The sequence below is a fragment of the Brevundimonas sp. TWP1-3 genome (assembly GCF_049896085.1).
Classification (GTDB): Bacteria; Pseudomonadota; Alphaproteobacteria; order Caulobacterales; family Caulobacteraceae; genus Brevundimonas.
Window position 1 is genome coordinate 918016 of sequence record NZ_JAFCTP010000001.1, and the last position, 12293, is coordinate 930308.

General features: G+C 64.8%; 10 protein-coding genes. 7 read left to right on the forward strand and 3 right to left on the reverse strand.

Features of this window, described 5'->3' with window-relative positions:
* Window positions 1–147 precede the first annotated feature (147 nt).
* Complete coding sequence (locus tag ACP693_RS04645) at window positions 148–1056, reverse strand: SDR family NAD(P)-dependent oxidoreductase (protein WP_426018590.1); 909 nt, start codon at window positions 1054–1056, stop codon at window positions 148–150.
* 155 nt (window positions 1057–1211) lie between these two features.
* Here ACP693_RS04645 and ACP693_RS04650 point away from each other — a divergent pair, with 155 nt between their 5' ends.
* The 5 genes from ACP693_RS04650 to aguB all read left to right on the forward strand — a co-directional run bounded on the left by ACP693_RS04650 (window position 1212) and on the right by aguB (window position 8920).
* Window positions 1212–2366 carry an OmpA family protein gene (locus tag ACP693_RS04650; RefSeq protein WP_426018588.1) on the forward strand — a complete coding sequence of 385 codons (1155 nt, stop codon included), beginning with the start codon at window positions 1212–1214 and terminating at the stop codon, window positions 2364–2366.
* A 297-nt stretch (window positions 2367–2663) separates the two neighbouring features.
* Complete coding sequence (locus tag ACP693_RS04655) at window positions 2664–4019, forward strand: capsular biosynthesis protein (RefSeq protein WP_426018586.1); 1356 nt, start codon at window positions 2664–2666, stop codon at window positions 4017–4019.
* 178 nt (window positions 4020–4197) lie between these two features.
* Window positions 4198–6876 (forward strand): TonB-dependent receptor, encoded by a 2679-nt coding sequence (locus ACP693_RS04660; RefSeq protein WP_426018584.1) that lies wholly within the window; start codon window positions 4198–4200, stop codon window positions 6874–6876.
* Between the two features lie 164 nt (window positions 6877–7040).
* The gene (locus tag ACP693_RS04665) at window positions 7041–8060 is read left to right on the forward strand and encodes an agmatine deiminase family protein (protein WP_426018582.1); all 1020 of its coding nucleotides are present in this window, start codon (window positions 7041–7043) and stop codon (window positions 8058–8060) included.
* A complete protein-coding gene (aguB, locus tag ACP693_RS04670) occupies window positions 8057–8920 on the forward strand; it encodes an N-carbamoylputrescine amidase (protein WP_426018580.1) in 864 nt (287 codons plus the stop codon). Before ACP693_RS04665 ends, aguB begins: the two co-directional genes overlap by 4 nt.
* Before the next feature lie 32 nt (window positions 8921–8952).
* Here the strand turns inward: aguB and ACP693_RS04675 are convergent, their stop codons facing one another.
* Window positions 8953–9693 carry an alpha/beta fold hydrolase gene (locus ACP693_RS04675; RefSeq protein ID WP_426018578.1) on the reverse strand — a complete coding sequence of 247 codons (741 nt, stop codon included), beginning with the start codon at window positions 9691–9693 and terminating at the stop codon, window positions 8953–8955.
* Window positions 9694–9765: 72 nt separating this feature from the next.
* On the opposite strand from ACP693_RS04675, the gene ACP693_RS04680 reads away from it, so the two are divergent.
* Window positions 9766–10728, forward strand: coding sequence for a glycosyltransferase family 9 protein (locus ACP693_RS04680; protein WP_426018576.1), 963 nt, complete (start codon window positions 9766–9768; stop codon window positions 10726–10728).
* 124 nt (window positions 10729–10852) lie between these two features.
* Complete coding sequence (infC, locus tag ACP693_RS04685) at window positions 10853–11374, forward strand: translation initiation factor IF-3 (protein WP_135193774.1); 522 nt, start codon at window positions 10853–10855, stop codon at window positions 11372–11374.
* Between the two features lie 141 nt (window positions 11375–11515).
* Here the strand turns inward: infC and ACP693_RS04690 are convergent, their stop codons facing one another.
* Window positions 11516–12268 carry a hypothetical protein gene (locus ACP693_RS04690; RefSeq protein WP_426018574.1) on the reverse strand — a complete coding sequence of 251 codons (753 nt, stop codon included), beginning with the start codon at window positions 12266–12268 and terminating at the stop codon, window positions 11516–11518.
* Window positions 12269–12293: the final 25 nt, after the last annotated feature.

A 12293-nucleotide genomic window follows, 5' to 3' on the forward strand; every position in this document is an offset into this window, starting at 1 on the left:
ACTTGAGCCCATTTTTGTTTGGCCTATCGCGCATTCGCGCTGCTTGAGGCCGGTTTCCTCTGGAAGGAAGTTAGGCGCCTGCCGCCACGTCAACGCAAGCGTCGTATCGACAACTGGCCTCAAGTAGCGCGCAGCGCGATAGGCCCTCTAGGAAGAGTGCGCCTTCTGGGCCTTGGTCAGTTCGATCACGCCCTGGGCAGCCCCCATTTCCGGGATGATCTCGCCGGTGCGGTCCGAGATGGCGTCGAAGCGGGCGGCGACCTGTTCGGGCGCATCCTCGCCCGTGATGAAGTCGCCTTGGGTCAGGGTGACATAGGCGCGTTCGAACCCGCCGGCCCCGGCGGCCAGGATGGCGCGGCTGGGGGCGTCGCGGCTGACCAAGTATAGAAGACCCGGCGTGACGAGGGCAGGGGAGAGGGCTTCCAGCGGCAGGGCGGCGCCCAGATCCTCGGTCATGCGGGTGTGGGCGGTGGGCGCCAGGCAGTTGACGCGGATGTCGTTCTTGGCCCCCTCGATCGACAGGGTCTGCATCAGGCCGACCAGGGCCATCTTGGCTGCGCCATAGTTGGCCTGGCCGAAGTTGCCGTACAGGCCGGACGACGAGGTGGTCATCACGATCCGGCCGTAGTTCTGCCCCCGCATGATCTCCCACACCGCCTTGGTGCAGTTGACCGCCCCCATCAGGTGCACATCGACGACGAAGCGGAAATCCTCGATCTCCATTTTGGCGAAGCTCTTGTCGCGCAGGACGCCGGCGTTGTTCACCAGGATGTCGATCCGGCCCCATTTCGCCATCGCCTGATCAACCATGGCCTGAACCGCCGCATAGTCCGTGACGGAGGCGGCGTTGGCGATGGCCTCGCCGCCGGCCGCCTCGATTTCGGCGACCACGGCCTCGGCGGCGCTGGCGGATCCGCCCGAGCCGTCGCGGGCCCCGCCTAGGTCGTTGACCACCACCTTGGCCCCGCGCTCCGCCAGCGCCAAGGCGTGTTCGCGCCCCAGGCCGCCCCCCGCGCCCGTCACGATCGCCACCTGTCCGTCGAACCGCATCGCCATAATCTGTTCCCTTTCGCGGGCGCCCAATGTGTTGAAACGGCGCCACAGTCGTCACAATCCTAATCCTAGAGCGGAACCGGACGCCAGCCATGCCGTTCGGCTCGGGAACGCTGTGCTAATGCGCAGCTTCGCGCAATTCACACAGTGAGGAAGCTATGAAGCTTAAACTTCTCGCCTCTGTCGCCGCAGCCGGGCTGTTCGCAGCCGGAGCCGCATCGGCAGAACCCAATGGCTGGTACGGCGCCATCGACGCCGGTTACCACATGATCGACGACATCAACGCCGAGTCGTCCACGACCGGCGCGTCGTGGAACTATGAAGTGAACGACGGCTGGGCGGCGTTCGCCCGTCTCGGCTATCGCTTCAACCCCAACTGGCGTGCGGAACTCGAAGGCGGCTACCGCTCGGGCGACGTCGGCACGGTTCGCGCCGTTTCGGGCACGCAGGGCCTCTGCAACTTCACCCCGGCCACGGGCGGTTGCTTCTCTCCTGAAGGCGACATCGAATCGATGACCCTGATGGCGAACGTCATCTATGACTTCGGCTACGAAGCCTGGGGCATCCGTCCCTTCGTCGGTCTGGGCGCCGGTGTGAACCGCGTCAAGACTGACCTGACGGGCAACCTGCGCGCCAACCGCGGCGCGACCTTCACGGCCGATGACGACTCGACCAAGTTCGCCGCTCAGGCGATCGCCGGTCTGGCTTGGGCTGTGGGCGACCGCACCAACATCGACCTGACCTACCGCTACCTGACGGGCGATGCTGGCTTCGCCTCGACGACGGTCGGCACGGGCGCCGGCGCCACGCAGTTCGGCGAATGGGACGGCGACTACGATCAGTCGCACACCGTGACCCTGGGTCTGCGCTACAGCTTCGGTGCGGAAGAAATGGCTCCCCCGCCCCCGCCCCCGCCGCCTCCGCCCCCGCCGCCTCCTCCGCCCCCGCCGCCCCCGCCGCCGGTCGCTCAGACCCCGGTCGCTCGCCAGTTCGTCGTCTACTTCGACTGGGATCGCTCGGACCTGACCGCGGAAGCCCGCTCGGTCGTGACGCAAGCCGCCAACTACGCCAAGTCGGGTCGTCCGACGCGCGTCGTGATCGTCGGCTACACCGACACCTCGGGTTCGGCCGCCTATAACCTGGGTCTGTCCAACCGCCGTTCGCGCACCGTCGCGGACTCGCTGGTTGCTGCAGGCGTCAACGGCGGCGTCATCGCCCTCGACGGCAAGGGCGAAACCAACCTGGCCAAGCCGACCGCCGACGGTGTGCGTGAACCGCTCAACCGCCGCGCGACCATCGACATCAACTTCTAAGTCTCTTCAGGAAGCCGGCCTGGCATGCCGGGCCGGCGACCGAAGAACGATGAAAGTTGTCGATCAGAAGACATCGAGCCGTCGTCATCCTCTGGGTGGCGGCGGCTTTGATGCTGAAAAGCCAAGCCAAAAGCCCCGCTTGGATCAACGTCGTGGGTGGCGCCGATTTCGATTGATCCCATCGGCTCGCCGCGACAAAAGGGCGGAGATGATCTCCGTCCGCAAACGTCATGATTGTGAAGGGGCCGCGACGCGGCTTCTCGACGGTCGCGCGTTTTCAGAGCATGGTCTGGCTTAATGGCCGATCTGCGCTCGCCTTCCAGGCTTCTTTCCGCGCGCCGGCGTCGGCGTTACCGGCTCAGGGCCGAGACCGCGCGGCCCGATGCGCTGCACCGGTCGCGTCCGTCGCAGATCTCGCCCTCGGCGGTCGTCTCCGCCTTCCCGAACCTGGATCGCACCAAGCCGCTGGCCGGCCGCCGTTTTCTTATCGTATCGGCTCCGTTCGGTTCGTTCGGCATGGCCTTGGCCGCTGTACTCGAAGAGCGCGGGGCCAGCGTCAGGCGCATGATTTTCAACGCCGGCGACGCGCTCAACTGGCGGCGTCAGGGCGGGGTCGCCTTCAAGGATGCGCCCGAACAGTGGGTTGATCGTCTCGAAACCCTCGCGCCGGAGTTCACCGACCTCGTCCTGTTCGGTGAGGCAGGTCCCTACAATCGCGCCATCCTGTCGGCCTGCGATGACTTGGGCTGCAGGGTTTGGGTGCTGGAGAACGGTTATTTCCGCCCCGATTGGGTGACCGTCGAGCGGAATGGCGTCAACGGCTCCAGCGCCCTGCCGCGCTTCCGCGATGGTTATCCCGAGCCCGCGCCGCCAGTTCCTGAACCGATCGCCATCGGCAAGATATTGCCGCACCATGTGGCCAATATCAGCGCCTATCACGCTGCCCAGATCATCGGCGGTGCGCTGTTCCCCCGTTACGCTGCACCCTATGTCTTTTCGCCGCTGAAACAGTGCCTCGGCCATATCCGTCGCTATGTCGGCCTGGCGTTCCGCAGGGTCGAGAATTACGACGCCGATGTCATAAAGGCGCGCGGGGACTTCTTCATCGCCTGCCTGCAGCGCGAGGGTGACGCCCAGCTGCTGCGATATTCGCAATACGTCGATAACCAGGCTTTTCTGAAGGCTGTTATCGCGAGTTTCGCCGCAAACGCTCCCGCTGGCACACGACTTGTCGTCAAGAATCACCCGCTGGATCCGGGTCTTGTGAATCTGCGCGTCGTGACGATGCGACTGGCGCAAGAGCACGGCTTGGCCGGTCGCGTCGATTTCATCGACGGCGGCAACCTGGCCGCCCTGTGCCGCGCGTCGCAGGGTATGGTAGTCAACAACTCCAGCGCCGCCCTGTCGGCTCTAGGCTTCCACACGCCGGTCAAGGTGATGGGCGACGCCTTCTTCGACTTCGAGGGGCTGACCGACCAGCAGCCGATCGACGCCTTCTGGTCCGCGCCCAAAGCGCCCGACACCGCCCTGTTCACCCGTTTCCGCGCCCATGTGATCGCGCAAAGCCAGGTTAACGGCAACTTCCACGAGCCTCATGCGATCCTTCCTACAGCGCGCGGCATCGTGGACGTCTTCGAACGCATCTCGGACTGAGCGCCCGACGCCGGCACCAAAGGTGTGGCGCCAAGACCACTCCCAGGGCGCTGTCATATTGCTGTTACATAACTGTCGTCCCAAGGTTCAACATGAGTCCTAGAGGGGGCTGGATTGCGACAGGCGATGGCCGCTTGCCGCCCAGGCCATTCGCGCCGTCCATCTGGGGATAGATGTAATGATAACTCGCAAAAGCCTGATCTGGGCGACCACCGCCCTCGTCGGCTCGCTCGCCTTCGCAGGCGGCGCCTCCGCCCAATCGACCGGCACGGAAGCCACCGAAGTCCAGGAAGTCGTCGTCACCGGCACTCGCGCGCCTCGCGCCATCGCAGGCGTGACCGCTGAGACGGCTCCGAAAACCCGCTCCAGCATCAACCAAGAGTTCATCTCGACGCAGGCGTCGGGTCAGACCATCCTGCAAAGCCTGAACCTGGTTCCCGGCCTGAACTTCGTGAACTCCGACCCGTACGGCAACTCGGGCGGCAACATTCGTCTGCGTGGTTTCGACGGCAACCGCGTGTCCATCACCTTCGACGGCATGCCGCTGAACGATACCGGCAACTACGCCGCCTATACGAACCAGCTGCTTGATTCAGAACTGATCGAGCGCGCGACGGTCAACCAGGGCACTGCCGACGTCGACAGCCCGACGGCTTCGGCCACGGGCGGCACCATCGCCTATCGGTCTTCCACGCCGCTGGATGTCCGGGGCCTGCAGATCAATACGGCGATCGGCTCGTTCAACTACAAGCGCATGTTCGCACGGGTTGATTCCGGTGAGTTCGGTCCCTGGGGCACGACGGCCTACCTCACGGCTTCCTATACGAACTACGACAAGTTCAAGGGTTCGGGCGAACTGGAGAAGACCCAGTTCAACGGAAAGCTGTACCAGGATCTGGGCGAAGGCAACTTCGCCAGCATCGCCGCGCACTGGAACATCAACCGCAACAACCAGTACAACAACCTGATCACCAAGGCGCAGTTCGAGAACAACTCGTTCCTTGAGAACGACATCGCCTGCGTCACTCCGCTCGGCGTCGGCGGAACGGTTCAGGATGAAAACACCCAGAGCCAGCGTGTTCTGAGCGACGGATCCACGGCGCTGGGAAGCTGCACCAACTACCACGGCCTGCGCATCAACCCGTCCAACACGGGCAACATCCGCGGTCAGTTCAGCTACGGCCTGACGGACAAAATCCGCCTGACGATCGACCCTTCGTTCCAATACACGATCGCCAACGGCGGCGGCTACACGCTTTTCCAAGAGCGTGACGACCGCCTCGACCAGAACCGCACCAACAACAACAGCGCGACCGGCCTGTCGGCCATCACCAACGCCCAGTGCGCCACCGCCGCCTTCAACGCGACGGGCGTTGACCTGAACGGCGACGGCGACAGCTGCGACAACGTGGGCCTGTATACGCCGAGCAACACGAACACCCACCGTTATGGCCTGACCAGCTCGCTGATCTGGAACATCACCGACACCCAGCGTCTGCGCGCCGCCTACACCCTGGATTACGGACGTCACCGCCAGACCGGCGAAGCGATCCGTTTCGGTCGCGACAGCGAGCCGAGCAATCCGTTCGCGGGTCAGGAGCGTTGGGGCGACAAGGATGCGCGCATCGTCGGTCGTGACGGATCCATCCTGCGCAGCCGTGATCGTTTCTCGATCGCCCAGCTGAACCAGGTCGCTGTTGAATATGTCGGCGAGTTCCTGGACCGCGCCCTGACGATCAACCTTGGTGTCCGCGCGCCCTTCTTCGAACGCGAGCTGAACCAGTACTGCTACTCGCAAAACGGCAGCTCGACCGTGCGATGCACGACCGAAGCTGTGGCGAGCACGCTCGCGAACGGCAACGTCACCTTCGCCTCGACCGGCACCACGCCCTATATCCCACCTTACGCGGCGACGGTTAAGTTCGACGACGTTCTGCCGAACCTGGGCGCCGTCTACCGCTTCGGCGGCGGCAACAGCGTCTACGTCAGCTACGCCGAAGGCATCTCGGTTCCGCGCACGGACAACCTTTATCAACCCGTTCGTAACCCGACGACCAACGCCATCGACTTCTCGGCCGTTCAGCCGGAAACGACCAAGACCTACGACCTCGGCTACCGCTATCGTTCGGACCGGGTCATCGGTTCGGTCGCCGTCTGGTACACCGAGTTCGAAAACCGCATCGTCTCGTCGCTGGACAACGACATCACCTCGCCGACCTTCGGCTTCAGCGTCGATCGCAACGTCGGCGCCGTGAAGCAAAAGGGCGTCGATGCCCAGATCGGCTATGTCCTCAACGAGCAATGGACGATCAACGCGTCCGCTTCGTACAACGACAGCGAACTGCAGGATAACCTGTTCCTCGGCAACTTCGCCTGCACCAGCGCCAACCAGGTCGCCGGTTCCACCCCGGCCTGCCCGACGGCTCCGGCTGCGGCTCTGCAAATCCCGCAGTTCCTGCAAACCCAGGGCAAGAAGGTCGTGGAGACGCCGGATTGGACCTTGTCGACCCGCGTCGATTGGGATCCGACCGAGAACTTCCACGTCGGCCTGCAAGCCAAATATGTCGGCGATCGCTTCGCCACCGACGTCAACGATGAAGTGGCGCCGTCCTATGTCGTCGCCGATCTGGACGTTCGCTATGACCTGCCGAACATCTCCATCCAGGGCGCCTATGTTCAGTTGAACGTGACCAACCTGTTCGACGAAGACTATCTGGGCAACATCTCGCAAGGGAACAACGGTCTCGCCGCTGTCGTCAGCAGCGATCCCCGCGTCCCGCTGCGTGGCGGACTGGCCCGCACCTACTCGCTCGGTTCGCCGCGCACTGTGCAAATGACGGTCGGCCTGAAGTTCTAAGCGAACAACAGACTGAAACGACGAGGGGCGGTCCGTTCGCGGGCCGCCCTTTTTCTTTGGCGTAGAGGCCCGGCGTTGAAGTCGGGTGCTGGAGGGGCCATATGGCGCGGCGCGCGTTTCGTCCCGGACGTCCCGCCGGAACTCTAGACAGGATCAGTTCGCCGATGACCGCTCCCATCCCTGCAGCCATCCCCGCAGAGTGGGCTCCGCACCGCGCCATGTGGGTGGGCTGGCCCAGCCATGCGGAATACTGGTTCGAGGCGCTGGAACAGGCGCAGGACGAGGTCGAGGGCCTGGTGCGGGCTCTGGCCGGGCCGGGGCGTGAACAGGTCAAGCTGATGGTGGGCAAGGCCGAGGTTCTGGCGGACGCTCAGGCGCGGTTCGCCGGGGTCGAGAATGTAGAGGTGGTGGCCGGCGAGTTCGGCGACATCTGGCTGCGCGACACCGGGCCGATCTTCGGTGCGGAATCGAAGACAGCGGCGGCGTTCAAGTTCAACGGCTGGGGCGGGAAATACGACATGCCGGGCGACGATCTGGTCGCCGGGCAGATCGGCGAGCATTCGGGCGTGGCCCTGACCTGGAACGACTTCGTCATGGAGGGCGGGTCGCTGGATCACGACGGGGAGGGGACGGTGCTGACCACGCGCCAGTGCCTGTTGAACCCCAACCGCAACCCGGCCTGGAACCAGGATGAGGCGGTCGCGACCGCCGCGCTGGAGACGGCCATCGGGGCCAAGGCCGTGCTGTGGCTGGGCGACGGCCTGCTGAACGACCACACCGACGGCCACGTCGACAACCTGGCCCGCTTCGTCGCGCGGGGCGTCGTGGCCTGCCCGGTCGCCTGGGGTCGCAACGACCCCAACGCCGAGGTCTATGACGCCACGGCGCGCGATCTGTCGGCCATGACCGACGCCGAAGGGCGGTCGATCCGTGTGCTGAGGATCCCGTCGCCGGGCCTGGTGCTGGACGAGGACGAACGGCCGATCCCGGCCAGCCACATGAACTTCCTGATCGCCAACGGCGCGATCGTTGTGCCGACCTATGGCGACGACCGGGCGGCCGACATGGCTTGTCAGGCGTTGAAGGAAGCCTTCCCAGATCGCGAGATCATCCCGCTGCCGTCCAAGGCCATCCTGACCGGCGGCGGCTCGTTCCACTGCATCTCCCAGCAGGAGCCCGCATGACCCGCAACATCACCGTCGCCGGCATCCAGACCTCGTATGGCGAGGACATGCAGGCGAACATCGCCAAGACCGTCGACCTCGTGCGCGAGGCAGCGTCCAGGGGCGCGCAGGTGATCCTGCCGTCGGAACTGTTCCAGGGGCCGTATTTCTGCGTCTCGCAGGAAGAGCACTGGTTCACCCAGGCCTATGAGTGGCGCGAACATCCCTGCGTTTTGGCCATGGCGCCCGTGGCCAAGGCGCTGGGCGTGGCCATTCCGGTCTCGATCTTCGAAAAGGACGGGCCACAGTATTACAACTCGATGGTCATGCTGGACGCGGACGGCGAGGTGCTGGGCGTCTATCGCAAGAGCCATATCCCCGACGGTCCCGGCTATCAGGAGAAGTATTATTTCCGGCCGGGCGACACGGGCTTCAAGGTCTGGAACACCCGGTTCGGCAAGGTCGGGGTCGGCATCTGCTGGGACCAGTGGTTCCCGGAGGCGGCGCGGGCGATGATGCTGATGGGCGCCGACGTGCTGATGTATCCGACCGCCATCGGCACCGAGCCGCATGACGCGGACCTGCACACGGCCGAGCCCTGGCGTCGCGCCATGCAGGGTCATGCGGTGTCCAACGCCGTGCCGGTCGTCGGCGCCAACCGGATCGGCCATGAGACGGTGACCGAGGTCGGCCAGACCTTCTACGGCCATTCCTTCATCGCCGATCAGCGCGGCGATCTGGTCGAGAGCCTGGGCGCCGAGGAGGAGGGGGTGCTGGTGCACCGCTTCGACCTGGACGAACTGGACAAGTATCGCGCGGCCTGGGGCTTCTTTCGGGATCGGCGGACGGATCTGTATGGGGCGCTGACGGGGAAGGGCTGACCCAATCCTCCCCTGCGTCAGCGGGGGAGGATCTAGCTCCGCATTGCCTCCACCGCCGCGACCAGCCGGTCGAGGTCGGTCGCGGTCGAAAGCCGGTGGTCTCCGCCCTCAATCAGGTCGAGCCGCACGTCGCCGCCCGTCAGGCGCTCTACCAGTTCGACCTGATGCCGCCAGGGCACGACGTCGTCGGCGCGGCCCTGGAGCACATGGACCGGCGCGGCGATGTCGATCATGCCGTCCAGCAGCAGCCAGTCCCGCGCTTCCTCGAACATGCGCCGCGTCAGGACGTATTCGCCAAGGCCCTGCTCGACGATCAGGGTCTCGCCCTCGCGCAGGATGGCCTGGCGTTCGTGGTCGGCCAAGCCCGGCCACATCAGCCGTTCAGTGAAGTCCTGGGCCGGATTGACCAGGATCAGCCCCTTGATCCGTTCGGGTCGGGCCAGGCTCGCCAGCAGCGAGACCCAGCCGCCCATCGACGAGCCGACGGGGATGACCGGGCCGGACAGGCTGTCGATCAGGGCGATGGCGTCCTCGCGCCAGCGGCCGATGGTCGCCTGGCGCCAGTCGCCCGACGACTGGCCGTGGGCGAAATGGTCGTAGCGGACGTAGGACCAGCCGCGTTCGCGTGAGGACGCCTCCAGCGCCAGGGCCTTGGTCCCCTCCATGTCCGAGCGGAAGCCGCCGACCCAGACCACGGTCGGGCCGTCGCCTTCGATCCGTTTGAAGGCCAGGGTTTCGCCGTCGGGGCGGGACAGGTGACGGATGTCGGTCATGGGCGCGTTTTGCCCGGACTTTCCGCCGCCGTCACCCTTGACCGCGACGCGCGATGGCGGAACTACAGGCGCATGTCCGCGCCCCAAGTTCTGTTCGTCACCTCCAACCGCATCGGCGACTGCGTCATCTCGTCGGGGGTGATCCGCGAGATCGCGCGCCAGGTTCCGGGGGCGCAGATCACCGTCGCCTGCGGTCGGCCGCCGGCGCCCTTCTTCCGCAATGCGCCGGGCGTGGTGCGCACCATCGTGCTCGACAAGAAGAAGATGTCCGGCCACTGGCTCGACCTGTGGAAACAGGTCGTCGGCACGCGCTGGGACCTGGTCATCGACATCCGGGGTTCGGCGCTCAGCTATCTGATCCCGGCCAAGCGGCGCGTGGTCTATAACCGCTCGTGGGAGACCGGCCTGCGCAAGGTCGAGATGGTGTCGCGCCTGATGGGCTCGCAGACGCCGCTGGATCCCGAAATCTTCCTGGACGATCAGGCGCGGGCCGAGGCCGCCCCCGTCATCGATCCGCAGCTGGCGGGCGGCGCCGGTCCCGGCCGGATCATTGCGCTCGCCCCCATCGCGCATCAGCCGGGCAAGAGCTGGCCCGCCGACCGCTGGGGCGCCCTGGTCGAGAAGCTGAAGGCCGAACCGCGCTTCGACGGCTGGCGCTTCATGCCCGTGGGCGGGCCGGGCGACCGGCCGCCGGCGACGCCGGCTATGGACGCCGCCGGGCCTCGCGGCATCGATTTCGTCGGCAAGGGCGACATCCTCGCTTCGGCCGCCGCCATCGACCGGGCCGATCTGTTCGTCGGCAATGACTCAGGCCTGATGCACGTCTCGGCGGCGCTTGGGCGGCCGACGCTAGGTCTGTTCGGTCCGACCGAGTGGTGGCTGTATGGTCCGTGGGGTCCAAAGACGCGCACGGCGGCGTCCAACGAGACACGCGGCCAGTTCGCGCCCATCGAGGATCTGAGCGTGGATCACGTGTTCGAGGCGGTGCTGGCGCTGCACGACGCCTATATCGGCGCCCCGCCCGTGAAGCCTTGAAAAACCGGCCTTCCGGGCGCATATTGCGGCCTTAAGGGGAACGTGGCGCACGCTGCGCCATTCCGCTTATCAAGACACACGCCTTCTCTGATCACATAAGGAAACGACGCCCATTCGCCGTCCCATGCAAGCGCCACCCGTGAAAGACGGGCCGCGTATGAACCAGGATATCCGCGCCCCCCGCGTTCTGCTCATCGACCAGAACGGCGAGAAACAGGGCGTCATGCCCACCTCTTCCGCGCTCGAAGCCGCCGAAGAAGCCGGGATGGACCTGGTCGAGATCGTCTCCACCTCCGAGCCGCCGGTGGTCAAGATCCTCGATTACGGCAAGCACCGTTTCCAGGAGCAGAAGAAGAAGGCCGAGCAGCGCAAGCGCCAAAAGGTCGTCGAGCTGAAGGAAATCAAGCTGCGCCCCAATATCGACACCCACGACTACGAGGTGAAGACCAAGGCCATGCACCGCTTCTTCGACGAGGGCGACAAGGTCAAGGTGACCCTTCGCTTCCGCGGTCGTGAGATGGCGCACCCCGAACTGGGCATGAAGCTGCTGAACAAGGTCCAGGCCGATTTCGACGAAATCGCCAAGGTCGAGTTCTCGCCCAAGATGGAAGGCCGCCAGATGATCATGATCCTCGCCCCGCGCTGATCGCGATCCACGGCCTGGGGCGATCAAGGCCCTGAGACTTCAAAAGAACGAGGACTGGACGCACGAGGCGTCCAGTCCTTTCTTTTTGAGCAAGGCTCCGCAGCGTCGAGAAATCCCGAAGCGTTGTACGCCGGTTAGGGTCTAACGCGGCTTCAGGTTTTTGAAGACGGGGATGTCCTTCAAAGGCTTGCTGGCCGATGCTTTCGATAGGGCGCGAACGTCGGCGCTGCTCATCTCCAACACGATTTCCAGCGCCGTTATGGTCGGCGAAAGAAGCAGGCTTTCGGGCAGGATGGCTGTGCCGTCGCTGGTATCCTGGGCCGTGCCGGGGTTGGTGAACGTCACTTGAGCCGACGCGGTGACATTGTTCTGGTCGGTCACCGTGATCGTTCCACCGGTCAATGTGGGGCCCGTGGATTTGATCGTGAATGCCCAGGTGCCGTCGGCTTGCCGGCCGCCATTGGCCGTCACGCCGTTGACGATCGAAACAGTCGAGGCGATCGCCACCGAGCGAATCGCAAAGCTGATCGCATTGGTAAGCGTGTCCGAGGTGGTGCTGATCGGCGAGACCGTGAACGTACCGCCACTTTGATACAGCTGCATCGCCTGGCTGATGTCGTTGCCGCCGTTGGCGGAGATCGGAACCGGCAAAGTCGAGGTGCCAGGTTGAGCGCTGGCAGGCTGCAACTGCGTCTGAGACAGAAGCATAAGCATATCGTTGCCCGTCGGATTGCCGACCCATGTGTGCTGGTTTTGGTCGAGGGCGAATACGACCGACCCAAGATCGTAGCTCGCGCCGTTGGCCTCATCCGAATCCTCGGACAGAAGCCCTGCGATATTTGACGCCAGGTCGACCACTTGGCCGCCTACGTTCAGCCAATCAAAAATACCCATCTGTCGTTTTCCTTGGCTGCAAAAT

What these genes read in the sequence shown, in the direction of transcription:
- ACP693_RS04645 (WP_426018590.1), bottom strand. Translation starts at nt 1,056, where the DNA reads ATGGCGATGCGGTTCGACGGACAGGTGGCGATCGTGACGGGCGCGGGG.
- ACP693_RS04650 (WP_426018588.1), top strand. Translation starts at nt 1,212, where the DNA reads ATGAAGCTTAAACTTCTCGCCTCTGTCGCCGCAGCCGGGCTGTTCGCA.
- ACP693_RS04655 (WP_426018586.1), top strand. Translation starts at nt 2,664, where the DNA reads ATGGCCGATCTGCGCTCGCCTTCCAGGCTTCTTTCCGCGCGCCGGCGT.
- ACP693_RS04660 (WP_426018584.1), top strand. Translation starts at nt 4,198, where the DNA reads ATGATAACTCGCAAAAGCCTGATCTGGGCGACCACCGCCCTCGTCGGC.
- ACP693_RS04665 (WP_426018582.1), top strand. Translation starts at nt 7,041, where the DNA reads ATGACCGCTCCCATCCCTGCAGCCATCCCCGCAGAGTGGGCTCCGCAC.
- aguB (WP_426018580.1), top strand. Translation starts at nt 8,057, where the DNA reads ATGACCCGCAACATCACCGTCGCCGGCATCCAGACCTCGTATGGCGAG.
- ACP693_RS04675 (WP_426018578.1), bottom strand. Translation starts at nt 9,693, where the DNA reads ATGACCGACATCCGTCACCTGTCCCGCCCCGACGGCGAAACCCTGGCC.
- ACP693_RS04680 (WP_426018576.1), top strand. Translation starts at nt 9,766, where the DNA reads ATGTCCGCGCCCCAAGTTCTGTTCGTCACCTCCAACCGCATCGGCGAC.
- infC (WP_135193774.1), top strand. Translation starts at nt 10,853, where the DNA reads ATGCAAGCGCCACCCGTGAAAGACGGGCCGCGTATGAACCAGGATATC.
- ACP693_RS04690 (WP_426018574.1), bottom strand. Translation starts at nt 12,268, where the DNA reads ATGGGTATTTTTGATTGGCTGAACGTAGGCGGCCAAGTGGTCGACCTG.